General features: G+C 64.0%; 25 protein-coding genes, 1 other RNA gene and 5 pseudogenes. 15 read left to right on the top strand and 16 right to left on the bottom strand.

Translation table 11 applies throughout. The features are described from left to right. Positions 1-85 precede the first annotated feature (85 nt). From L979_RS04840 to L979_RS17065, 11 genes and pseudogenes are all read right to left on the bottom strand, one after another. Positions 86-760, bottom strand: a complete 675-nt coding sequence (locus tag L979_RS04840) for a hypothetical protein (protein ID WP_052209509.1) — start codon at positions 758-760, stop codon at positions 86-88. Next, entirely contained in the window at positions 757-2277 is a 1521-nt protein-coding gene (locus tag L979_RS04845) for a proton-conducting transporter membrane subunit (protein ID WP_047689925.1), read from the bottom strand. The genes L979_RS04840 and L979_RS04845 overlap by 4 nt, the downstream gene beginning before the upstream one ends. Beyond that, a complete protein-coding gene (locus L979_RS04850; RefSeq protein WP_156125400.1) occupies positions 2274-3479 on the bottom strand; it encodes a complex I subunit 5 family protein in 1206 nt (401 codons plus the stop codon). Before L979_RS04850 ends, L979_RS04845 begins: the two co-directional genes overlap by 4 nt. Continuing rightward, complete coding sequence (locus L979_RS14465; RefSeq protein WP_156125402.1) at positions 3461-3754, bottom strand: hypothetical protein; 294 nt, start codon at positions 3752-3754, stop codon at positions 3461-3463. The genes L979_RS04850 and L979_RS14465 overlap by 19 nt, the downstream gene beginning before the upstream one ends. Next, entirely contained in the window at positions 3751-4113 is a 363-nt protein-coding gene (locus L979_RS04855; RefSeq protein WP_231559400.1) for an NADH-quinone oxidoreductase subunit K, read from the bottom strand. The genes L979_RS14465 and L979_RS04855 overlap by 4 nt, the downstream gene beginning before the upstream one ends. Beyond that, on the bottom strand, positions 4106-4657 hold the full coding sequence (locus L979_RS04860; RefSeq protein WP_052209512.1) for an MnhB domain-containing protein: 552 nt from the start codon (positions 4655-4657) through the stop codon (positions 4106-4108). Before L979_RS04860 ends, L979_RS04855 begins: the two co-directional genes overlap by 8 nt. Positions 4658-5003: 346 nt before the next feature. Beyond that, a pseudogene (locus L979_RS17060) lies at positions 5004-5234 on the bottom strand (Na(+)/H(+) antiporter subunit B); the annotation flags it as partial. Further along, the gene (locus L979_RS04870) at positions 5231-5524 is read right to left on the bottom strand and encodes a monovalent cation/H(+) antiporter subunit G (RefSeq protein WP_231559401.1); all 294 of its coding nucleotides are present in this window, start codon (positions 5522-5524) and stop codon (positions 5231-5233) included. The gene L979_RS04870 and the pseudogene L979_RS17060, both read right to left, overlap by 4 nt. Then, positions 5521-5802, bottom strand: a complete 282-nt coding sequence (locus tag L979_RS04875; RefSeq protein WP_052209513.1) for a hypothetical protein — start codon at positions 5800-5802, stop codon at positions 5521-5523. The genes L979_RS04870 and L979_RS04875 overlap by 4 nt, the downstream gene beginning before the upstream one ends. Before the next feature lie 131 nt (positions 5803-5933). Continuing rightward, a pseudogene (locus L979_RS04880) lies at positions 5934-7013 on the bottom strand (alpha-hydroxy acid oxidase). Further along, positions 6929-8053 carry an MFS transporter gene (locus tag L979_RS17065; protein WP_369792970.1) on the bottom strand — a complete coding sequence of 375 codons (1125 nt, stop codon included), beginning with the start codon at positions 8051-8053 and terminating at the stop codon, positions 6929-6931. The pseudogene L979_RS04880 and the gene L979_RS17065 overlap by 85 nt, the downstream one beginning before the upstream one ends. Before the next feature lie 241 nt (positions 8054-8294). Here L979_RS17065 and L979_RS04890 point away from each other — a divergent pair, with 241 nt between their 5' ends. Both L979_RS04890 and L979_RS04895 read left to right on the top strand, forming a co-directional pair. After that, a complete protein-coding gene (locus tag L979_RS04890; RefSeq protein WP_231559402.1) occupies positions 8295-8972 on the top strand; it encodes a GntR family transcriptional regulator in 678 nt (225 codons plus the stop codon). A gap of 89 nt (positions 8973-9061) precedes the next feature. Then, positions 9062-9874 (top strand): hypothetical protein, encoded by an 813-nt coding sequence (locus L979_RS04895; RefSeq protein WP_047689927.1) that lies wholly within the window; start codon positions 9062-9064, stop codon positions 9872-9874. Here the strand turns inward: L979_RS04895 and L979_RS04900 are convergent. Next, the gene (locus L979_RS04900) at positions 9871-10071 is read right to left on the bottom strand and encodes a magnesium transporter (RefSeq protein ID WP_047689929.1); all 201 of its coding nucleotides are present in this window, start codon (positions 10069-10071) and stop codon (positions 9871-9873) included. The two genes, L979_RS04895 and L979_RS04900, sit on opposite strands and share 4 nt — an antisense overlap. A 139-nt stretch (positions 10072-10210) precedes the next feature. Between L979_RS04900 and L979_RS04905 the strand changes: the two are divergent. The 4 genes and pseudogenes from L979_RS04905 (at position 10211) to L979_RS04920 (ending at position 13258) form a co-directional block, all read left to right on the top strand. Next, positions 10211-11549 (top strand): annotated as a pseudogene (locus L979_RS04905) (ISL3 family transposase). Positions 11550-11556: 7 nt separating this feature from the next. Then, a pseudogene (locus L979_RS04910) lies at positions 11557-11895 on the top strand (3,4-dihydroxyphenylacetate 2,3-dioxygenase); the annotation flags it as partial. Positions 11896-12002: 107 nt separating this feature from the next. Then, a pseudogene (locus L979_RS04915) lies at positions 12003-12479 on the top strand (fumarylacetoacetate hydrolase family protein); the annotation flags it as partial. Next, positions 12464-13258, top strand: coding sequence for an HpcH/HpaI aldolase/citrate lyase family protein (locus L979_RS04920; protein ID WP_047689935.1), 795 nt, complete (start codon positions 12464-12466; stop codon positions 13256-13258). The pseudogene L979_RS04915 and the gene L979_RS04920, both read left to right, overlap by 16 nt. Before the next feature lie 75 nt (positions 13259-13333). Here L979_RS04920 and L979_RS04925 read toward each other — a convergent pair whose 3' ends face one another. Next, positions 13334-13762, bottom strand: a complete 429-nt coding sequence (locus tag L979_RS04925) for a hypothetical protein (RefSeq protein WP_052209514.1) — start codon at positions 13760-13762, stop codon at positions 13334-13336. A 232-nt stretch (positions 13763-13994) separates the two neighbouring features. Here L979_RS04925 and prfB point away from each other — a divergent pair, with 232 nt between their 5' ends. The 3 genes from prfB to L979_RS15825 all read left to right on the top strand — a co-directional run bounded on the left by prfB (position 13995) and on the right by L979_RS15825 (position 16883). Next, a complete protein-coding gene (prfB, locus tag L979_RS04930) occupies positions 13995-15116 on the top strand; it encodes a peptide chain release factor 2 (protein WP_047689937.1) in 1122 nt (373 codons plus the stop codon). A 37-nt stretch (positions 15117-15153) separates the two neighbouring features. Next, on the top strand, positions 15154-15639 hold the full coding sequence (gene smpB, locus L979_RS04935; protein WP_047689940.1) for an SsrA-binding protein SmpB: 486 nt from the start codon (positions 15154-15156) through the stop codon (positions 15637-15639). A 710-nt stretch (positions 15640-16349) separates the two neighbouring features. After that, positions 16350-16883, top strand: a complete 534-nt coding sequence (locus tag L979_RS15825; RefSeq protein WP_156125404.1) for a hypothetical protein — start codon at positions 16350-16352, stop codon at positions 16881-16883. A gap of 13 nt (positions 16884-16896) precedes the next feature. Here L979_RS15825 and L979_RS04945 read toward each other — a convergent pair whose 3' ends face one another. Continuing rightward, positions 16897-17862 carry an IS481 family transposase gene (locus tag L979_RS04945; protein ID WP_047689945.1) on the bottom strand — a complete coding sequence of 322 codons (966 nt, stop codon included), beginning with the start codon at positions 17860-17862 and terminating at the stop codon, positions 16897-16899. 113 nt (positions 17863-17975) lie between these two features. On the opposite strand from L979_RS04945, the gene L979_RS04950 reads away from it, so the two are divergent. The 5 genes from L979_RS04950 to ssrA all read left to right on the top strand — a co-directional run bounded on the left by L979_RS04950 (position 17976) and on the right by ssrA (position 21167). Beyond that, a complete protein-coding gene (locus tag L979_RS04950) occupies positions 17976-19295 on the top strand; it encodes an ABC transporter ATP-binding protein (RefSeq protein WP_052209515.1) in 1320 nt (439 codons plus the stop codon). Further along, on the top strand, positions 19292-19750 hold the full coding sequence (locus L979_RS04955) for an MFS transporter (protein ID WP_156125406.1): 459 nt from the start codon (positions 19292-19294) through the stop codon (positions 19748-19750). Before L979_RS04950 ends, L979_RS04955 begins: the two co-directional genes overlap by 4 nt. Before the next feature lie 24 nt (positions 19751-19774). After that, on the top strand, positions 19775-20011 hold the full coding sequence (locus L979_RS04960) for a hypothetical protein (RefSeq protein WP_047689949.1): 237 nt from the start codon (positions 19775-19777) through the stop codon (positions 20009-20011). Positions 20012-20026: 15 nt separating this feature from the next. Then, positions 20027-20545 carry an MFS transporter gene (locus L979_RS04965; protein WP_255349593.1) on the top strand — a complete coding sequence of 173 codons (519 nt, stop codon included), beginning with the start codon at positions 20027-20029 and terminating at the stop codon, positions 20543-20545. Between the two features lie 252 nt (positions 20546-20797). Beyond that, positions 20798-21167: a transfer-messenger RNA gene (ssrA, locus tag L979_RS14985) on the top strand. 46 nt (positions 21168-21213) lie between these two features. Here the strand turns inward: ssrA and L979_RS14470 are convergent. Both L979_RS14470 and L979_RS04970 read right to left on the bottom strand, forming a co-directional pair. Then, on the bottom strand, positions 21214-21498 hold the full coding sequence (locus L979_RS14470) for a rhomboid-like protein (RefSeq protein ID WP_052209516.1): 285 nt from the start codon (positions 21496-21498) through the stop codon (positions 21214-21216). Further along, positions 21495-21911 (bottom strand): rhomboid-like protein, encoded by a 417-nt coding sequence (locus L979_RS04970; protein ID WP_156125408.1) that lies wholly within the window; start codon positions 21909-21911, stop codon positions 21495-21497. Before L979_RS04970 ends, L979_RS14470 begins: the two co-directional genes overlap by 4 nt. Positions 21912-22110: 199 nt before the next feature. Here L979_RS04970 and L979_RS04975 point away from each other — a divergent pair, with 199 nt between their 5' ends. Continuing rightward, positions 22111-22938, top strand: a complete 828-nt coding sequence (locus tag L979_RS04975) for a DUF4190 domain-containing protein (protein WP_047689955.1) — start codon at positions 22111-22113, stop codon at positions 22936-22938. Positions 22939-23011 lie beyond the last annotated feature (73 nt).

Genomic DNA, 23011 nt, shown 5'->3' on the forward strand with positions numbered 1-23011 from the left:
GGAAGTGCGAGTCGCAGAGCGCGCACTCGCCTACCGAAGGCAGCATTGAAGTCACTGTGATGGTCCGAAGATCCCGTGCGAGTTTTCACCACTGCCACGGTGCTACTGGTGTGGCGGAGTATCTAGAGCGCACATGATGCAGTGCTTCCGATGCGGCGCTCAGGCGGTGCGGGGACTGCGCCACGGCTGCTGGAGCATCAGCCAGCATGAATCCACCGGCTTCAGCCACCATCAGCACTCCAGAGAGCACTGCCATTTCACTGATCACGGCCAGTATCAGGTACACCCGCGCCGCCCGGAAGGCCTTGTCCGTGCGGTCATGCAGCACCAGGCCCACGGCTGCCAGGCTCATCAGGGAGAAGCTGGCGTAGAAGGTGACGGCGTCCTGGGCCACGTACACCCCTGCGTTGCCCACAAAACACACCAGCAGGTAGGCCACCAGTTCGGGTGCGCGCTGATCATAACGCCAGGTCACCGCCCAGGTGGCCGCAGCGTAAAGCATGATGGCCACCATGGTCAGGGCACGGGAGACGACGTCGAATCCGACCGTGGTGCCAAACATCAACCATGGCGCGTGGGCGGATTCTTCCGGCCACAGGACGGTGAGCACAGCGGCAGGCAACAGGGCTAGGGGTGCAAAGTTCAGATGCCCAGAGGCAGTGGCCAGGGCCCTGCGGGTGCGGGCCCGGTGGGTGGCGGCCAGCACTGCGGCAACCAGAAGGGGCAAGGCAGCGGAGAGGATCCACAGGGTGGTGATCACTGGTAGACCCTTTCTGCCAGATACTGCGCCACGCTCAAGGGTGAGTACGGTGCACGGGCAAAGAATCCCACAGCCAGGGCGAACACGGCTGTGGCCACAGCCGGCCACAGCAGAGCAGGGGGCGCCTCCAGGACGGGGCGCGTCCGGTGGGGATCAGGACCGTCCGGCATCTCGGATGGTTGGCGGAACCACATGCGGATCACCACCGGCAGGAAGTAGGCGGCGTTGAGCAGCGCACTACCCACCAGAACTCCCACCAGCCAGGACTCATCAGCCTCGATGGCACCGGTGCCCAGCTGCCATTTGGTGATGAACCCGGCCAACGGCGGAATGTCGATCATGCTCAAGGCACCCACGGTGAACGCTGCCGAGGTCAACGGCATGCGTTTGTCCAGACCGTCCAACTGGCTGATCTTCTTGATGCCCCATACCTCGGCTGAAAGCCCTGCGCAAAAGAACAGCGTGATCTTGGACAGCCCCTGGTGCACCAGATGCACCAGTCCACAGGTGGTGGCCGTGACGCTGAGCATGGACAGGCCCAAGGCGATGTAACTGACCTGACTGACGGTGGAATAGGCCAGACGTTTTTCGATGTCGTCCTGCAGCAGAGCACGCACGGATCCGTAGATCACCGTGAATGCTGCCAAGAAAAGCAGGGGCCGCAACACCCCCAGAGAATCGGCCACCCCCACGCCGTAGAGGTCATCGATGATCCGGATCAGCCCGAACGCCCCGGCCTTGACCACGGCCACGGCGTGCAGCAGAGCGCTCACAGGTGCTGGTGCCACCATGGCTCGCGGCAACCACCCGTGGAACGGGAACAGGGCGGCCTTGACACCCAGCCCGGCCACGAACAGGCAGAAGGTGGCTGCTGCCACCCCGGGCCGTTCGGCTGCCAGATCAGCAACCGCCTGGACGCCACCCACGGAGAACTCGACCGGGCCCACCAGCGCGGTCAACCACACGGTTCCCGTCAGGAACAGCAGCCCACCACCCAGGGCGTAGTACAGGTAGAGCCGTGCTGCCTTCAGCGCGGCCACCGTGCCGTAGTGGGCCACCAGGGGGTAGGTGACCAGGCTCAGTATCTCGTAGAACAACAAGAACGTGACCAGGTTGCCGGAAAAGGCAATCCCCACAGTTGCGGTCACACACAAGGCAAAGAAGCCAAAGAACCGGCGGCGGCTGGGGCGTCCGTCCAGATACCCGATGGCGTAGAAGGTGGTCACCAGCCACAACAAGGCCGAGAGCATGGTGAACAGCAGAGACAGCGAATCCACCCGCAACACCAGGTCAACCCCCGGCAGGAAGGCAAAACGCAGTTCCGGGGCAATGTCCGCGTCCAGGATGAACGGGATCAAGGTGGCCACCAGGAGCACCTTGATGGTGGCCGCGGTGATGTTGATGATGATCCGCCCACGCACGGCGCGTTCGGGCATCATGAAGATCAGCACCGCCGGGATGGCGGAGAGGGTCAAGAGCACCAGCGGGACCAGGGTGAGCAGTTGCGACGTCGTCACGGGGCCACCCCCAGCAATGTCAGCTCAGCCAGCGGAGCGGCCGGAAGTCCGGTGAAGATTGAGGCAGCGCCCAGGAAGAACGGCACCCAGCGCTGGGCCGCGGGGCGGGGAACGGGTTCGATCCTGTGGTCTTCCTCGTACATGTCCGAGGAGCGCAGCAGGGAGGCGATGGGCCGCAACAGATACCCCGTGGCCAACAACGTCCCCACAAGCAGCACGGCCACGATCCACCAGGCACTTTCCTGGACGGCAACCGTCAGGTACTGCCACTTGGCGCTGAATCCCAGGGACAACGGAAGACCGATCAAACTGATGGCCGCCATGATGATCCCGGCACTCAACACACCCTCGGTGCGGGCAGCACCCACGAACCCGTCCACGTGATCCGTGCCGGTGCCCAGGACCAGTGCTCCGGCCGCGGTGACCATGGCCGCTTTGGCCAGCGCGTGGGCAACTGCCATGGCGACGACGGCGGCCAACGCTTCCCGCCCGTGACCCGGAAGATCCAGCAGGGGGAAGGCCAGGAACAGGTAACCCACCTGGGAGACCGTGGAATAGGCCACGATTCGTTTGAGATGTTTCTGGGCCAGGGCCATCAGGCTGCCCCAGACCACGGCCACGGCTCCCAGGATTCCCAAAGTCAGGGCAATGGTGGAATGAGCCGGGAAGACGTCCAACCACACACGCAGCAGAAGGTAGAACGAGCCCTTGACCACCAATGCGGACATCAACGGGCTCACAGCAGGTGGGGATCCGGCGTGGGCCGGGGGCAGCCACGCATGCATGGGGACCAGAGCAGTCTTCAACCCCATGCCGGTGGTCACCAGGATCAACGGCAAGGTGGCGGGGGAGGGTCCGTCTGCGGCGTGGAGTTCAGCCAGGCGCGCGCCCGCCAGGTGGATGTCCAAGGTGGAAGTCGCCGCGTAGATCAGGCCGATGCCCACCAGCAGCAGCATGGAACCGATCACGGCCACCACCAGGTAGCGCAGGGCCGCCTGCGGCGCCCCGGATCCGCCCAGTGCCACAAGACCCACCGCGGATAGACCCAGGACCTCCAGGGCAACGTAGGCGTTGAACAGATCCCCGGCCAGGAAGATCCCCACCAACCCGGACCAGCACAGAAAGGCCAAGGCCCAGAAACCGGGGCGTTTGCCCGTTGCAGCCTGTTCACTGGCAGCCATGATCATGGTTGCCAGAGCCACCACCTGGTCATGGCCAGGAACACCGCGGCCAGACCGTCTGCCCGCAGGGCAATGCCCAGGGGCGGTTCCCACCCGGCCATCTGATGTTCCAGCGGCCCGTTCAGCACCACGGCAACCACAACCGCCATCCCGGCCACAGCACTCAACACGGCACCGATCAGGCCGGGCACCACCTGCAGGCGGCGTGGCAGACCCACGCAGACCACGGCGGCAACCACCGGGGTGAACACGGCCAGGGGCAAGAGCGCGGAGACAGCTTCACCTGTGAGCATCATGCATCCACCCCCGTGCCCGTGGATGTGCTGTGTTGGTCTTCTGCTTCTTGGGCTTCTCCTGCTTCTTCGGCGTGGGTGCGGGCGTCGTCGTCGTGAATGGCCTTGAGCAGCGCCAGGCCCACGCCGGTGAAGGCCACGGTGATCGCAATGCCGGTCAGCGCCAATGCTTGCGGGATCGGGTCGGACGGCGCGGTGCGCACAGCCAGCCCCACCAGGACCAGCAGGGTTGCCCCGCCGGTGACGTTCACGGCAATCAGCCGAGCCAGCAGGTCCTCCACGGTGAGCAGACGCACCACGGCCACGGCGGCCAGAACGGCACCCAGCCACAGGGTGAGGGTGGCAAGCGTGATCTCAGGCATCGCTCACCTCCTGACGCAGATCAGCGGAGGGGCGGCTACGGTCCACGGTGGTGGCCATGAAGATGACGGCCAGGCTTGCCCCGATGCTCGCGGCCAGCACAGTCTCCAGCACCACCGTGACAGTGCCGGCCCACGGACCGCGCAGCAGCGGCCAGGAGTCGCCAAGCACCAAACCGCCCAGCGCCACCGCCAGGAAGGCGATCACACCCACCACCAGGACCGTGACCATCCACGGTCCAGCAGTGAAGGTTCGCAGTCGAGAAGTGTGCAGGAGGATCATCACGGCTGCCAGCGCAGCACCTGACTGGAAGGCGCCACCTGGCTGGGAGGAACCCGCAAACAGCAGCCATGCGGCCAACAGCAGAGCCACGGGTGCCACGACTTTGACGTACAGGGTCACCAGGGTGGAGGGGCGGTGGTGCTGGTCGCTGTCCAGATCCTGCGTGGACGATTTGATGGAACCCTGCTGGTGGTGGTGCCGGTGCCGGTGCCGGTGCTGGGCGCTGGGTGCGGCCTGGGCGTCGTCGTCCCGAAGGAAAGCCAAGGCCGGGGCCGTAGGCCTCGGCGGCGGGTGCGCCGTCCGCGCCGGCAGCAGGCAGATCTGCCGTGGCGGTTAGGCCATGCCCGCACCCAGGCCGGCCCCGCCCAGAACACCCAGCACGCTGCGTCCCCACTTCACGGGCACCCGGGCCTGGGTCGCGTTCACCAGAGCCAGAGGACGAGCCAGCGCCAGGGTCAGAGCCAGCGCCAGTGCCCGTGCCCGAGCCCGTGCCCGTGCCCGAGCCCGTGCCCGTGCCCGAGTCAGATTCAGGGCCAGGGTCTTGGCTGGACGGTCCAGGCGAGGGGGAGGAGGGAGCCAAGTTTTTCAACGCCGGATCGGGCAGCACCGTGGCCACGTAGCCGAACAGGGCGCCCGTGACTCCCGTGCCGATCACGGCTTCAGCCAGGACGACGTCCGGTGCGCCCAGCACGGCCCAGTAGGAGCTCAGGAACACCCCGAACACCAGGAACAACACCACGCCGGTCTGGCGCCGGGGAGCGTACAACGCGGCCACGCCCACCATCAGCACGGCAACGGCAAGCACCACGTGCAGGACTGTGACTCCGTCCGTGAGGTTCATGCTGCCTCCTCCGATGCCAGGAGATTGGCAGCCGTGGCGGCCGTGGCCAGGGCCAACAACCACACCAGAGCCACTTTGGCCGTAGCCCCCACGGAGTCAACCTGGACCATCACCGCCAGGCCCACGAATCCCAGACCCAAGGAATCCGCCTTGGCCAGGGCGTGCAAACGGGAGCCCAGATCGGGGAAGCGCAGGAGTCCAACGGTGCCTGCCGTGAAGAATACGGCAGCGCCCAAGGTGGCGATCACCGTCACCGCATCGGAAAGAATCGTCAAGATCTCGGGGGTCACGGCTGGCCACCTGACCCGGTGTGGTGTGCACCCGATGATCGCGCATGACGTTCGGCGGCCACTCGGACCACCACAATCACCCCGGCCAGCGCCACAAAGCCCAAGGCGATGTCCCGCAGCGCAGGCAGCTCCATGAGCACCGAACCGATCAAAGCCAGACCTGCACCGGTGGTGCCGGCGAACAAAACTACTGTGATCCGGTCGCGGCCCGTGGGGCCGAGCACGACTCGTCCCAGGCAGGCCAGGATGTTCACGGCCAGCACGACGGTAAGGGCCATCAGGGCCAGGTCGGCAGTATCGGGGGTTCGGTCTCCACAAGGTTGATTCGAGCCGGATGCCGCGTGTTGCATCCGGTCAGAGGCCATCCAAAAGTCTAAAGGACGGCACTCTGCCGAACCCCGGTGGCCGGTCAGCTGACAGCGGAGCGCCCGGTGAACTGTGCCACGTTGCGGATCAAGCCAGGGTGGAGTTGGCTGAGATCAGCGGCTCCCAACAGGTGCATGGTCACCTCCAGCTCCTTGGCCAGGATCTGAATGAGTTTCTCCACACCCTCCTGCCCGCCTGCCATCAGCCCGTACAGGTAGGCCCTGCCCACCATGGTGAAGTCCGCGCCCAGGCACAGTGCAATCGCCACGTCCGTGCCGGAGAGAATCCCGGAGTCCTAGACGATCTGTGTGCCGTCACCCACAGTTTCCCTGATGACCGGCAGCATCTCCAGAGGCACCACGGAACGGTCCAGCTGGCGGCCTCCGTGGCTGGAGACCACCAGGCCGTTGGCTCCGGTGGCCACGCACCGTTCGGCGTCGTCGGGATTCAGGACGCCCTTGACGAACACCTGCCCCGGCCACTGGCCACGGATCCACTCCAGATCCGCCCAGCTGAGGGTGGGGTCGAACATGCTGTTGATCAACTCCGGCAATGAGCTCGTGGAGTTGGACAGGGAGGCAAAGGTCAGCGGGTCAGTGGTGAGGAAGTTGAACCACCATTCCGGGCGAATCGCTGCATCCGCAATGGTCTTGGCGTTCAGACGCGGCGGGATGCTCATGCCGTTTCGGGCATCGCGCAGCCGCAGGCCCGCAACGGGGGTGTCCACGGTGACCAGCAAGGTGTCGAACCCGTTGGCCCAGGCCCGTTCCAGCAATTCACGGGAGCGCTCGCGGTCCTTCCAGAGGTAGAGCTGAAACCACCGCTGCCCCGTACCGGAAACCGCAGCGACTTCCTCCACGGAACGGGTGCCCATGGTGGAGAGCGTAAATGGGATCCCGGCGGCCGCAGCGGCAGCGGCCCCGGCATCCTCACCTTCGTAGTGCATGAACCGAGTGAATCCGGTGGGTGCAATCCCGAACGGCAGGGTGCTGATGCCTCCCGCAATGCTGTCCGAGGTGTCCACGGTCTGGGTTCCGCTCAGTACCTGGGGCACCAGTTCGACGTCGTGAAAAGCCGCGCGAGTTCTGGTGGCGGTGACCTCAGCCAGGGCGGCACCGTCCACGTAGTCAAAGTCCGGCCGGGGAGTCCGGCGCCTGGCGATGGCGCGAAGATCGCCCACGTCCGCTGCTTTGGACAGCCGTGCGGCACGACGATCCCGAGAGATCCGGTCCAACTGCAGCAACGGCCGCAACTCGTTGACTGCAGGCAGCCTGCGTTGCAACTTCGTTGGGCCTCCCCACGGGCTGTGGTTTGGCCGGCTGCATCAGTGCCTTGGATGCTCTGATCCCGCAGTGTGCGTGAGGCCAGGATGGCCAGCAGGGACAGGACACAACACACGGAAACGACGACGGCGGCAGCCACCACGGCGCCGTCGAACAACTCGATGACCAGCGCCAAGCCCAAGGGGGTCAGACCCGCCATCACGGCACCGTTGATCTCACGTGTGATGGCGATGCCGCTGTAGCGCTCGCGGGCCGGGAACAAGTGGGCTAGGAAGGCGCCCTGGCTGCCGGAGGTCATGGCAATCACCAGGCCGTAGCCACCGGCAATGGCGGCACCGGCCATCAGGGAGCTGCCGCTGCTCAAGGCGCTGAAGAGTGGCAAGGCGTAGACCGCACCCAGGGCGCTGCCGGTGGCAAAGACCTTGGCGGGGCCGAACCGATCGGCGGCCAATCCGCCGATCGGGGTGCCGATGATCCCAAAGACGGTACCGATTGTCACGGCTCCCAAGGCAGCGCTGCGTTCCAGACCCACGGCATCGGAAGTCATCAGGGACAGGGCAATGACCGCCATGGCGTAGTTCAGGGCATTGTGTCCGGTCACGGAGAAGAAGCCGATCACCAAGGCCTTGCCGTGGCGCCGGAACAGCTGAAGGGCAGGGACGGCCTGACGTTGGTTCTGGGACTCCACCCGGGCCAGGGCCTCCACGTATTCCGGAGTCTCCTCCAAATGACGGCGGATGAACAGCGCCAGCAGGAACAGAATGGCGGAGGCCAGGAACGGGATGCGCCATGCCCAACCCAGCAGGGCGTCGTGGCCCAGGCTGGAGACCAGCAGAAACGCGCCCGTGGCCAGCACAACGCCCGCCGGGGGAGTGGCCAAGACGAATGAGGTCAGCAGACCGGCGGCAGCACCGTACAGCGCGTAGTCCTACCACTCGATCAAGGTGCCGGTCACAGCGGCAAACAGGGCGCGCCGTGCGCTGGGGGTCATCTTGTCCGGGTGGCTCGAGGCAGTCGACGGGCCGTGGTGGCTCGGTGTGTTCGAGTTGTGCGTGACAGCTGGGGAGGCTGGAGGCTCATTTATGAAATATATTTCTAACAGCGAGTGATACAGTTCACAAGTGGCCGGCCCCAAGAAAAAGATGTCCTTGAGCTCCACCGTCAGTGACCAGCTCAGATCCATGATCCTCACGGGTGAACTCGCCCCGGGTGAGGTGGTGATCGAGTCCGATCTGGCCACCCGTTTTGAAAGCTCCAAGACTCCGGTGCGGGAAGCGCTGCGGCAGCTCACGGCCGAAGGTCTGGTCACCGTGTTGCCCAAGAAGGGTTATCTGGTGCGGGCCATGACTCAGCAAGACCTCACGGAAGTTTTGGACTTGCGGATGTTGTTGGAGCCGCACGCGGCTGCAGAGTGCGCGCGGTTTGCGGATGCGGAAACCATCCACCGGCTGCGGCAGTGCATCGATCGTCAGGAATCAGGAGGCCAGAACAACCCCATCGCCCGGACGCAACGGGCACGGTCCTTTCACCTGGAGATCGCACATTCCGCGCGCAGCACCCGATTGGTGACCACGTTGCAGCGCTGCCATGAGGAAATGGTCCGCGCGCACCACATCATCCCCCAGTTGCGTGACCACCTGGGCAATCCCCGGGAGCTGGAGGAGCACGTGGCGATCTACCGCGCCATCGCCGAAGGTCGCGGGGACCTGGCAGCCCAGCACATGCGTGACCACCTGCGCACCATCCGCTCCACCATGGGCGTTGACCTGGGAGCCGAGGCATTGCTCTGGCGAATGTGAAAGCCGCTCTCACATGAGCCACCTAGCATGGCCCACCAGTCAGATTTCATGCGCCGTTCCGCGGGAACGGGTGGCAGCAGGGAGAACAAGTGACCGGTCAAGGGCAGGATTCAGTACGGCAGGCAAAAGCATCGGATTCCATCGGCTCACGTCGCGGTAGCCAGGCACCTGCTGCCTTGAGTGCTCGCATCCAGGTGTGGACCACGTTGGTGGTGTTGCTGCTGATCACAGCCCTGCTGTTGGCGGGCAATGTCATGCACAACCTCGGAGGTGGCTCCGAGGACGGGGTCATGGGCGTCTTTGCGCCGATTGCGTGGGAAGGTGACTTTGATGGCTCGCACATTGAAGTCTGGGGTCACATTCTGATGCTGGCCGCCGGTGTCGTGCTGCTGGTGTTGTCGGTGGTTCATCGGGCCTCGGTGTTCGCGGCCTGGGCTTTGGTGTCGATCGTGATTGTGATTGATGATCTCTTCCAGATTCACGAGAAAGGCGGCGAATACCTGGCTGTGGCTTGGGAACTGCAGCCGGCCTTTCGACTCCGGGACGTGGACTTCGGCGAATTGATCGTGTGGGCTGCGATCGGCACGGTCCTGTTGATTCCACTGGTCATCGGCCACCTGCGGGCCAACAAGTGGACCAGGCGCCAGTCGTGGACTCTGCTGGGCCTCCTGGCGCTGCTTGCGGTCTTTGCGGTGGGCGTGGACATGCTCATCATCATGATTTATTGGGATGTTCCCCGATTTGTGATCCGTCTGCTGGCATTGACTGAGACCGCAGGTGAGATCGTGCCCATGGCGTTGTATCTGACCTTTGTCATCAAGCTCGCCCTCATGCCCGACCAGCCCATGTTCAAACGCCGTTCCCCGGCTGGAGAGCGGGGCAGTGTGGGTGCACAGACCTAAAGTCCCAGCAGCGCAATGGCCACCGAGAAGTACACCAACAAGCCGGTGGCGTCACAGAACGTGGAGATGAACGGTGTGGAGAACACCGCCGGATCCACCTTGCAAGCGCGTGCCACCAGGGGAATGACCCCGCCCACAGTTGCAGCAATGGGGCAGTTGAGCATCAGGGTCACAGCTATCACCGCGCCGATGTCCATGCCGTAAACGGCGGAGGTGATGGCAAAAGGGCTCTTCTCGAACGAGGGTGTAGTCCGTTGAGCGCGTCGCTGTCCGTGTAGGAGTCGAGGTCTCCCTGAAGATGGAAGTTCCTACACTGCCCATCCGGAAGACCTCGACATGTCCCACCCTACTTTTGATGCGCCCTGCCTGACCACGTTCTGCCGCCTCGACGAGCTCGGTCTCCAAGCCGTCGGACAACACCTGGAACCCGACCGAGCGATGCTCCAATGCCGAGTCGTTGAACCAGACCAGTGGTGCCAGCACTGCGGATGTGAGGGGACGCCACGGGACACGGTGGTGCGCAGGCTCGCGCACGAACCCTTCGGACACCGACCCACGACGCTGCTGATCCGCGTGCGTCGTTACAAGTGCTCAGGATGCGGCCGGGTGTGGCGCCAGGACACGACCGCAGCGGCGCCGCCGCGGGCGAAGATCTCCCGCAGCGGCGCCGCCGCGGGCGAAGATCTCCCGCGGCGGTCTGCGATGGGGACTGGAAGGACTCGTGGTGGACCATCTGTCCATCTCCCGCGTCGCGGCAGGATTGGCCGTGTCATGGTTGGCCGCGAACGACGCGATCCTCGCTGAAGGCACACGACAACTGATCGATGACCCCCACCGCTTCGACGGTGTCACCACGATCGGTGTCGACGAGCACGTGTGGCGCCACACGAAGCGTGGCGACAAGTACGTGACCGTGATCATCGATCTGACCCCGGTGCGTGAGAAGGCCGGACCTGCCCGGCTGCTGGACATGGTCGAAGGCCGCTCCAAAGCAGTCTTCAAGCGGTGGCTGGCTGCACGCCCGCAGCAGTGGCAGAACGGGATCGAGGTCGTTGCGATGGACGGATTCACTGGGTTCAAGACCGCCGCCGCCGAAGAGCTTCCCGACGCTGCTCCGATCATGGATCCATTCCATGTGATCCGGCTTACCGGGGACGCGCTGGAGAACTGTCGGCGCCGTGTTCAGCGCGATGTGTTCGGTCGTCGGGGTAGGACTGGTGATCCGCTCTACCGGGTCCGCCGGACTCTGCTGACAGGAGCGGGTCTTCTCACCGAGAAGCAGCATGCGCGACTCGAGGAGGTGTTCGCCGACCAGCGCCATGTCGAGGTTGAAGCGACCTGGGGTGTGTATCAGGACATGATCACCGCGTATCGGGAGACGGACCGCGGGCTGGGGAGGTTCTTCCTGCAGCACACGATCGACCGGATTTCCGCGGGGGTGCCCGTGCAGCTGGTCGAGGTCCGCAAGCTCGCTCGTACGCTCAAGCAACGAGCCGCTGACGTCCTCGGCTATTTCGATCGGCCCGGGACCAGCAACGGCCCGACGGAGGCGATCAATGGCCGACTCGAGCATCTGCGCGGGATCGCGCTTGGGTTCCGGAACCTGAGGCACTACATCGACAGGAGTCTGCTCGAAGCCGGCGGTTTCAGACCTCGACTACACCCTCGTTCATGAAGAGCCTTTTTATCTCGACCTGCGTGATCCTGACGGACACCGTGTGGAGATCTACACTCAGGACTACTACACCTGGGATCCGGACAACCCCGTGGTGACCTGGGACGTTCGTGACAACCAGCGCCGGGACTGGTGGGGCAACCCCGTGGTTCCGTCCTGGTACACGGAGGCCTCCACCGTCCTTAAGCTGGACGGCAATCCGTTTCCGTTGGTCTCCCGCACCGATGACTCGGAGATGGAGGTGACCATCGGCGCCGATGGTTCCTCCTACACCCGCCCCGAGGAGGGGCAGGACTCCATGCCCGAGTGGAAACAGGGGGAGTACAAGCTGGGTCACCAGCTCTGAGACTCACCGGTCACCGTCCGGATCTTTCACGACGACGGCGCCGCGGCCACCGGCGTCGTCGTCACACCAGGAGCGCACATGCTTGAGACCAGCACCATCAGAACGTGCGAATCGAGGTGGCGCTGGCCTTTGTGCTGAGTCAGGACCTCAAAGGCCCAGACGTGACGGTCTTTGACGTCCTCAAGGCCACTGAGCACGTGGTGCCGGCGCTGGAGGTGGTCTCCTCCCGGATTGAGATGAAGGGGCGGACCATCGTGAACACCATCGCTGACAATGCGGCTCTGGGTGCCATGGTGCTGGGTGGCCGGCCGGTGGCTGTTGATGCCCTTGATCTGCGGTGGGTCTCGGCCTTGTTGTACCGCAACCAGACCATCGAGGCATCCGGGGTGGCTGCCGCAGTGCTGAACCACCCGGCCGCCGGTGTGGTGTGGTTGGCCAACAAGCTGGCTGCCCACGGGGATCACCTCAAGGCGGGGGAGATCATCCTGGCCGGCTTCTTCACCCGACCCATGTGGGTTGACCCCGGGGACACCGTGCACGCCGATTACAGAGAGCTGGGGTCCATCACATGCCGGTTCGTTTAGAACTCCCTCCCACGTTCGCCGATCGCCTGGCACGTGCTCAGCGCCCCTTGGTGGGTTCCTGGGTGTGCTCCGGCTCGCCCGTGGCTGCGGAGATCGCGGCTGGTTCCGGGATGGACTGGCTGCTGATCGATGGCGAACACTCACCGATCGGACTGGAAACCACGGCCTCGTTGTTGCGAGCGGCAGCGGCCTATCCTGCCACGGCCGTGGTGCGGGTACCGTCCGTGGACACCGTGCTGATTAAACAGGTCTTGGATGCGGGTGCCCAGAACATCATGGTTTCCATGGTGGACACCCCCGAACTGGCGGAGCAGGCGGCGGCAGCCATGTTCTATCCCCCGCGTGGAGGGCGCGGGATCGGTAGTGCCCTGGCACGCTCGGCCCGGTGGAACGGGGTTCCCGACTACCTACACCGTGCCCACGAGCTGGTCAGCTTGACCGTACAGATTGAGTCCGCCACCGCCGTCGAACATGCTGCTGACATCGCAGCCGTGGAGGGTGTGGACGCAGTGTTCGTGGGGCCCTCTGACCGTGCCGCGTCCATGGGGTTGATCGGGCAGCAAACTCACCCGGATCTTCTGGAGGCCGTGGCCCACGTGTACCGGGAGGTGCATCCCACCGGCACCAAGATATGCGTCAATGCATTCGACTCCACCCAAGCCCAGCAGTACGTGGACGACGGATTCGACTTCCTTGCTGTGACCTCCGACGTCACGCTCATGGCCCAGGGCACCCGCGCGCTCGCGGACCAGTGGTCAACCCAGCTCCGGGAGGGCTGACGCCGCGCGAACCCTCAGGCCACTCGCCCATCAGGGCCTGATACCCGAGTGGCGTGAGGGTTCGGCGCTGGTGGGTCACCGGTTTGTGCGGTGACCCACCAGGCGGGCGGGGTTGCCGGCCCAGATCTCGTTCTCGCCGGTCGAGTTCAACAGCACGGCATTGGCGCCAACAATGGTGGCGCTTCCGACCCGGGTGACTCCTGCGCCACCCAGGACTTTGCAGCCGGGGAACAGCACGACGTCGTCGCCGATTTTCACGTGCTCGAAAGGTGACTGGTCGCGGGGAACATGAGCGTCTTTCCGGCCAATGGTGACCTGGTGGTAAATCCGCACGCGGTCCCCAATGGTCACCTCCGGATAGATCACCGTGCCGAAGCCGTAGTGCACCAGTGTCAGGTCCGATCCCACCCGCACACCGGCGGGGACGGAGAGGTTCAGGGGCATCACGGCCAGGCGGGCAAGTTTGAACCTGCGCAGGGCAACGAGTCGTTCGGGTAGTCCCACAATACGGTCCTATTCATCCGGTGAGAGGTGGGCAGAGCAGTGCCTTCAGCCCATCACGTCGCACGCCGGGGGCGCATCCCCTAAACGGCGGGTTCTGATGAACCTCAGCCGCGCCGAACCTTCACGCCACTCGCCCATCAGGGACTGATACCCGAGTGGCGTGAGGGTTGGGGCCTGCTCAGGGTGGGCGGCGTCGTCGTCAGTTTGCGGTCATGAACTAAGCTGTACAGCTATGGCCTCCATCGACTTTCCCGCGGAAATCCGTGACCTGCGCGCGACCTACGATTCGATCGCGGAGGTCTCCGACATCGATCAGCTGCGCACGGACGTCGCTGAACTCAACGAGCAAGCCGCCGCCCCGGACCTCTGGGACGATCCCGAAGCTGCCCAGAAGGTGACTTCCAAGCTCTCCCACAAGCAGGCTGAGCTCAAGCGCCTCAATGAACTGTCCACGCGGATCGAGGACATTGAGGTCATGGTCCAACTGGCCGAGGAAGAGGACGACGCCGACACCCTGGAGATGGCAGGGGAGGAGTTGGAGTCCGTCAAGGAAGCCCTGGCCGAGCTGGAAATCACCACGCTGCTCTCCGGTGAGTACGACGAACGCGACGCCGTGGTCACCATCCGCTCCGGGGCCGGTGGCGTGGATGCCGCAGATTTCGCGGAGATCCTGATGCGCATGTACCTGCGCTGGGCTGAGCGCCACGGCTACAACACCAAGGTACTGGACACGTCCTACGCGGAAGAAGCCGGGCTGAAGTCCGCGACCTTTGAGGTCAAGGCCCCCTATGCTTTCGGCACCCTGTCCGTGGAGGCCGGGACACACCGTTTGGTGCGCATTTCCCCGTTCGACAACCAGGGCCGGCGGCAGACCTCCTTTGCAGCCGTGGAAGTCATCCCGTTGATCGAGTCCGACGACACCGTGGACATCCCCGAATCAGAGTTGAAGATTGACGTCTTCCGCTCCTCCGGGCCCGGTGGCCAGTCCGTGAACACCACCGACTCCGCAGTGCGCATGACCCACATCCCCTCCGGAATTGTGGTCTCCATGCAGAACGAGAAGTCCCAGATCCAGAACCGTGCTGCTGCCCTGCGTGTGCTGCAGTCCCGTCTGTTGCTGCTGCGCAAGCAGGAGGAAGAGGCCAAGAAGAAGGAACTTGCCGGGGACGTCAAGGCCTCCTGGGGTGACCAGATGCGCTCCTACGTGCTGAACCCCTACCAGATGGTCAAGGACCTGCGCACCAATCACGAAGAAGGCAACCCCCAGTCCGTGTTCGACGGCGCCATCGACGCCTTTGTGGACGCCGGCATCCGGTGGCGTGCGGGAGCCTTGAACAACAGCTCAAACGACTGAGCCCGCGCTGCCGGCGCGGGTCGAGAAGGCCTGGAGAATGGCAAAGAAGCAGAACGACGACGGCCGCAAGATCGTGGCCAACAACAAAAAAGCGCGGCACGACTACGAGGTCCTGGACACGTTCGAAGCCGGTCTTGCCCTGATGGGCACTGAGGTCAAGTCCCTGCGCATGGGGCGGGCTTCCCTGGTGGATGGATACTGCGGTTTTGACCGCCGGGGGGAACTGTGGTTGGAGAACGTCCACATTCCCGAGTACCTCCAGGGCTCCTGGACCAACCACTCGGCCAAACGACGTCGTAAATTGCTGCTGCACCGCACGGAACTGGACCGGATCGAGCAGAAGACCCGGGAAGCGGGTTTCACCATTGTCCCGCTGAGCCTGTACTTCCTGGACGGTAAGCGCGTGAAGTGTGAGATCGCGGTGGCCCGCGGTAAGCGCGAGTACGACAAGCGCCAGGCGTTGCGCGAAGCCCAGGACAACAGGGAGGCCCAGCGGGCCATGCGCTACCGGAACATGCGCTAATGGTCCGTCCCCGTCACCACAGGCACCGGGACTTTCGCCGGTCACAGGCCCGGTCGCCGTCCAGGTCCAGTTCCGTCTCATTGGCGGGTACCGGGGTGGGGATCGCGCTCGGTCTTGCCGTGAGTCTGGCCACGGCCGGGATCTGGTGCGAGCTGATCAGTCGATTTATCCGGGATGAGTACTGGTACCTGGCGGACTTCGTGCAAAACCCCGCCTGGTACCTCTACCGTGGAATCTGCCTGATGTTGGTGGTGGCCGAGGTTCCGCGCTGGTCGCGGTACTTGACCGCAGCGAGTGGTTTTCTCACGGTCCATCCTCTCAATGCGGTGGTACGGGTGACCGGGATCCTGGGATGTCTCGGGGCACTGGTCTGGTCACCTGTTCTGTTCAACCTTGGGTACACGAAGGTGTTCCACACGACCCTCGCCTGGGCCGTGCCGACAGCGTTCGTGCTTGTCATGGCGATCTGGATCTTGTTCTCTCCCGCCACCGCACTGATCGGGCATGGCGGTGGTTCTCCGATTCGGGCAGCCGCTTTTCGCCGGAACAAACAAGACCGTCGCAGTAGCACTGGGGCAGGTGCACTCACACCAGACTCCTCGATACCCCCGGGTGGGGATTGCGCGCCGCGTGATCCGCTGCCTGACGCCGACGATGCTCCGGCCCCGCTGCGGCCCTCTCGGAGCCTCCGGAGTACGTACACCGCGTTGGTGTTGGGGGCTGGCGGGCGCCTCTGGGCGATGTCCCTGTTGTTCACGATCTGTCTCTACGCCGTGGTTGCACTTAACGGCGTCAGCGTGGGAGTCAGGGCCAGATTGATCGAGCCTGGCGAATCATCGGGCTTCGCCGCCTCCGGCTTGGAGCCATGGTTGATTGCGCTTCTGGTGCTTCAGCTCATGCTGGTGGTGGTGATCTGGGCACGCCCCGACCTCCGTGTTGATGAGCGAACACAAGCGGTCGAGTGTGCCCGGGACACGCTGGCCTGGTCCAGGGAGGCCCCCCTGGCTACGCCTCTGCTGGAAGGAGAGAGGCAGCGACGCGCGGCCACAACACGTTTGGAGACGGGAATCTTGGTCACGTTGCTGGTCCACGTCGTGATCGCCGGACTGGACTTCTTTCGTTTTGCAGGATCCTTCACGTGGTATCACGGTGTGACATTTACCCTTGCCCTCCCACTGATGTGGGTGGGCACAAGGATCTATCGCCGCACGGGCGGCGGAGCGGCCGGTTCTTTACCCATCTAGGTGTACCCGGCCATCAGGTTGGTTGCAGTCGGCTGATCGGCGGGTGTCCTTCGAGTGCGCTGTGGCGTCGTTCAGTGTTGTAGAACTCGAGCCATGGCGCAAGGGCAGCGGCTCGCTCAAGGTTGCTGGTGAAGGCTCGACGGTAGGCCCACTCCGTTGCCAGGGTCCGGTTCAGTCGTTCGACTTTGCCGTTCTGCCAAGGGCAGTGAGGTTTGATGAACTTCTGACGGATGCCGTGCTCGGAGCACACGGTGCGTAGCGACCATCGGTAAGCCCACGCGTTGTCGGTCATCAACCGTTCGATGTGGGTGATGCCGTGCGCGGCGAAGTAGGCGATCGCACGTTCAAGAAATGCTGCGCATGTCGACCCCTTCTCGTTGGTGAGCACCTCGCTGTAGGCGAGCCTGGAGTGATCATCAACCAGGGAGTGGACATAGTCGTAGCCGACCTTCGTATTGCGCTCACGCTGGATCGAGCTGCTGGCGCGGCCGTGAGCACGCCAGCCGCCGCCGTCTGGGATCCGGCCGAGCTTCTTCACGTCCATATGCACCAGCTCACCGGGACGGTTGCGTTCGTAGCGCACGGCGGTTTGCTTCGAGGAACGGATCACCTCACCGGTGATCGGGTCGCACTCGCGAAGGTAAGGCACGTTGTGGCGACGCAGAATCCGCGACACCGTCCGTGCGGGCACGCCGACTCTCGGTCCAAGCACATCGGGACCGCTTCGATCTGTTGCCCGAGCCGCGAGAACCCGCGGTTCCGCCTCAGCGCTGGTCCTCGTAGGCACGTTGTGCGGGCGCGAGGACCTTGTCACGAGACCGGCATCGCCTTCCGCGCAATAGCGGTCGATCCACGTTTTGACGCACTTTCGAGAGACACCCATCGCGGCGGCGATATGAGCTTGGGGCCAACCGGCCTGATGACGTTGAACGATGAGTCGGCGACCGTGAACAGTCAACCGTGCACTACCGTGGGACACGAGAACCTCCGGGTTGGAGTAGGCCTTAGACAAGCCACATCCCACCCGGAGGTTCTCGTTTGTTCAACTAGGCTCGCCGCTACCAACGTCCTGGCCGGATACACCTAGCGCTTGTGGATTTCATCAACATGCCTGCCAAGCTCATCATTGCTTGTGTGCAGCCGATCGTCGTCGCCATCGCGCTGCTCACTCTCGATTGGAAGCCGACCGCGGCGGCGCTGTGCGGTGTGCCAGTATTTCTGATCGTACTGCGAATGAGCGATCGTGCACATGCCAGTATCTCCTCGACCGTTTCTGATGCCGGGCGAGAAGCCAACCGCGCACTGCTCGAGTACTGCCAGGGGGTGGCCGTGTTGCGGGCCTTCCCTGACGCCCCGCAGGCTGTGGAGTACAAAAAGCGTACCGAGGAGCTTCGCGAGGCCAGCGTGCGAATGGCTGTCCGCACCGGCCCGATGACCGCGGTGGCGACGGTGATCCTGGAAGCTGGGTTCGTGCTGCTGCTATGGCTGGGCACTGCCCTGTTCCAGAACCAGGCGCTCTCCGCCACCACTCTGCTCCTGTTTCTGGTGGTCGCACTTAACCTTTATCGGCCCTTCGCCGAGCTTGTGGAGCTGTCGGCTTATCGGCACCAGCAGGAGCATATCGCGACTGCGCTCGGCGAGGTCTGGGATATCGAGGAGCTGCCGGAACCCACGGACCCGCGGACACCGGAGGACTCCAAGGTAGGTTTGTGTGATGTCTGGTTCTCCTACGACGACGAGGCTGTGCTGCGCGGCGTCAGCTTCGAGGCCGAACCGGGCTCAGTCACCGCCTTGGTGGGTCCGTCGGGAGCAGGCAAGTCCACGGTGGCGAATTTGGTGGCACGATTTTGGGATCCCGATTCGGGCCTGATCACCCTGGGTGGAGAGGACCTGCGCCGGATCGCGCCGGACTTCAGACGTGATCTGGTGACCACTGTGTACCAGGATGTGTACCTCTTCCCGGACACGATCCGCGCAAACCTGACGGTGGGCAACCCCGGGGCTCCGAACGAGGACATCCGTGCGGCGCTGGTAGCGGCGGAGGCCGCGGAGTTCGTCGACCGCCTCCCGCAGGGCCTCGACACGTACCTCACCGAGGGTGGCACCAACATTTCCGGTGGACAGCGTCAGCGGTTGTCGATCGCACGGGCGCTGCTCAAGGACGCGCCGGTGCTGCTGCTGGACGAGGCTGTCGCCTCCGTTGATCCCGCGACCGAACGACGTATCCAGGCGGCGCTCAGCAGGTTGGTTGCCAACCGAACCGTGCTGGTCATCGCGCACAGGCTCAACACCATCGAGACGGCCGACCAGATACTGGTGATGGATCACGGCGAGGTGAATGGAATGGGCACCCACGCAGAGCTTGCTGAGACGAGTCCGATCTACCGCCGCCTTGCTGGGGCATCCGCGTGAGCGCGCGCCCAATCGGCATGAGCCGCAGCTTCCGGCTGGGGCTTCTTGCGGCGCTTTACTGCACACAGAACCTCAGCCTCGGCATGTTCACGTATGCGTTTCTGACGATTGCGCAGACAGAGGGGGTGCCGCTCGCCACGATCGGCGCCGCGAGCGGGCTGGCGACTCTCCTGGTCCTGAAATTCCTCTGGGCGCCCGTAGTGGACCGGTTCGGATCACGGCGGCTTGGACACTATCGCGGTTGGCTGCTGGGTAGCCAGGCGGTCCTTGTTCTCGGCTGCGGGAGCCTGTCTGTCTTCGACCCAGCTGAAGATTTCGCGCAGCTGCTCTGTCTATTCGCCGTGCTCTTCATAGTGGCCGGCACCCAGGACATCGCCGCCGATGCGACCGCCACCAGACTGCTTCCGCCGACCGAGCGTGGCCTCGGTAACGGAATACAGGCCGCAGGCAGCTAGATTGCCCAGGTAATCGACGGCGGTTTGGTCCTGGTCATCTACGACGTGGCGGGTTGGCAGGCGGCAGCGCTGTTCCCTGCTGCCTGGTCGGCGGTTCCGCTGCCCTTCGTGCTGGCCTGGAACGATAAACGTTCAACGGCTGCTCAGCCGATCCCGTATGCGACGCTCGGGGCGCTGCGCACGTTTTTCGCCCGCCCGGTGACCCGCCTGTGGACGCTGGTCGTGCTGCCGCTGTACTTCGCCGGCGTAGCCATGTCCTAGGGCGTCGTCCGTCCGATATTCGTCGACGAAGGTTGGAGCGAGTCACGGATCGGCATGATCGTGGTCATCGTGGGCAGCATCTTCGGGGTGGTCTTCGGTCTGGTAGCCGGGGCGCTGATCAAGTCGCTGGGTCGACGGCGGGCATTCTTGGGCCTGGGTGTGGTGCAGGCCATGGGTTGCCTCGGAGTGATCGCGCTGGCGTTAGGAGTGACTCAGGTTTGGTTCGCCATCATTGTGGTAGCGCTGGTCAACGCTGGCGTCGCCGCGGCGACGGCCGTGGTGTACACGATCTCGATGGACCTGACACGGCCCGAGTCTGCTGGGACGGACTTCACCCTGTTCTCGACACTGGCGTCGTTGGTGATGGTGCTCGCCGGCGGCATCGGCATGGGGTTCTCGGGCAGTTTCGGGTTTGGCCCGATTGCGGTGGCGGCGCTCGTGCTCTGCCTCGGCGGGATCGCCTTCGCCTCGACGAGGCTGGATGTGGTGATTGCTGCCGGTGGCGCCGAAGGGGCGACGGCGCGAAGCAGTTGAGCCCGGCCACCCGCTAGCAGATCATATGGTGCGGATGGCCGCCATGTCGGCACAGCAAGGCGCTCGGCCATCACCGCCTACTCACCACGTGTTTAGGCGAGCACATCGAGATGAGGTGGCTCACAACCCAACGCGGGCATCCTCGACGGGTCTCATCGACCCCTTGTTCGCGTAGGGTTTCAGGGGCTATCCTTGAACGTCTGATTCGCCCGCAGGATGGGTGGTTTCGGTGGTTGGTTCACAACCGAATATGGGGATGATCGGTTTCGACGGTGTGAGTTGAATCGAGAGAAGCGGGTCGAGAATGCGCAGTCATCTCGTAAACGTTCTGTGCAAACCAATAAGTGCCAATTCCAAGCGCACTGACTTCGCTCTCGCTGCCTGATAGCAGCGACAGCAGTCTGTTAGCCCGGGTTCGCCTTCGCCCCGGTGTCTAGCATCAGCTAGAGGGCCACTGCTGCAGTAGTTCGTCGCGGGCTGCTGTGGGACTTTCACGCGACTGAGCCCGTTGGTCACTTGTGTGCATGATGGCCAGGGCTGAGAAAATCACACGCACACTGCACCCGGAGAAGTCTTGATGACACTGCACCGGACGGGGGTTCAATTCCCCCCATCTCCACGTCTCTGACAAGGAACGGCGCTTCTGCTCACTGGCAGGAGCGCCGTTTTCACTGGCGAGCCCTCCGTGTTGACACGGGGGGCTGTTTTGTTGACGTCAGGGATCCCGGCAGCGTGGACAGCGCCAGGCCGGTGAACAGTGCTATCGCGTGACCCGCATCCGTGAATGAGGGTCGGAACAAGTGCAAGTGCAGCACCGGCCCCAGGATGATCACCCAGGACCACGCCACAATCACCAGCAGCACATAGCCCACACGGCGCCATCTACCGGCGATGGTGCAGGCCAACAAACCAGTGACGGCTGCCAGTCCGTAACTGAATCCCACGTTCGTCACGTGGACGATCGACTGCGGCAGGAAGCCCTCAGTGATGCCGTGAACCAGCAGCGGGCCACAAAGAGTGTGGCCAGCAGGTGACCCACCGTGATGGTCACCAACAAGGGGAGTCGCCCCAGTCTGTGCTGGGCCACGGCAAAGGCGATCACCAGAACAGGCAAGAGCAACAACCCGGTGGCTTTCTCCACCACAAAGGCGCTGCAGAGCAGCACCGTGAACGTGTCTGCCTGCAGATTGTCCAGATTGGTGCTGGCAGCGGCAATCACGGAGTCGCGCAGCGCGCCGCCGTCGTAAACCCGGATGAAAACAAAAACTCCCAGAACCACGGCTGCGTAGCCCAAGGCAATGTCACTGGTCAGAGCGTCTCGGAGGAGGCGTTCGGTACCGGACCGAAATCGTGTTGATGCGCTCACATGATGATTGAACCACCGTTGGAGTGAGTCGCGGCCCGGTATCAGCTGTGAGAACGCTTGCTGTGAACGTCGTGAAGTTCGCTGGGCCTTGCCGGGCCAACGTGTCAGCGTGCTGTGGGACCATGGGAGCAGAAACCTGCTAGCGCTGTGCGACCTTGCACCGTTACTGAGAATCGACGAGTCCGGGAGGGCCCACCAGGTGAGCTACGAACGTCCCCAGAACACCAACGATCCCAACGCGCCGTGGTCATCGGATCAGGGCGGGCAGGGGGCCGATCCCAACGTGGGCGGACAACAGCCGGTTCGCGATGGCGGCCCCAAGGGCAACGTGTACGACCCCACCTCTGAGCCGCCCCGATACGGTGTGCGGGTCCCGGAGGGGCAGGGCAACGGCCAGCCCGCCCAGGACGGTCAGCAGCAGCCCTGGAACTCCGGCCAAAACAACTCCGGCCAGAACAACTACGGCCCGGGCCAGCAGGGACAGAACCAGTACGGCCAGAACAACTACGGCCAGAACCAGCAGGCGGCGCAGCCGTACAACCCAAACCCCTACGGGCAGGGCTCCTACAACCAGAACGGCGGTCAGGACTTCTACACCGCCCAGGGTGGGTCGAACCAGAACCCCTACGATCAGCCCTACGCAGCCCCGCCCGTCACTCCCGGCCGCGGTCTGGCCGTTGCCGCCGTTGTCCTGGGTACCTTGAGCATTGTCCTGTTCTTCTTGGGCCTCACGGTGCTCCTGGCGGTCCTGGGCCTGATCTTTGCCATCGTTGCCCTGGTCAAGGCGCGCAAGGTGCCGGGCGCCCGCAGGGGCATGGGCATCACGGGTTTGGTGCTCAACATCATCGGTCTGATTCTTAGTGGCATCGCCCTGGTCTTCTGGATTCTGGTGGGCGGCGTGGCCTGGCAGATGTTCCAGGACCCGGCGGTGCAGCAGTGCGTGTCCCAGTACATGGATGACCAGAACCAGGCCGCCTACGAGCAGTGCCTGGAAGACAACTTGCAGGTCCCCGGTCAGAACAGCTGATCTTTCCGCGTTTCAGGTGATCTGACGGACCCCCTTGCACGACGACGGCGCCCCACCTCCCAGGAGGATGGGG

Origin of the sequence: Kocuria sp. ZOR0020, from assembly GCF_000800955.1 — a bacterium.
Taxonomy (GTDB): domain Bacteria; phylum Actinomycetota; class Actinomycetes; order Actinomycetales; family Micrococcaceae; genus Kocuria; species Kocuria subflava.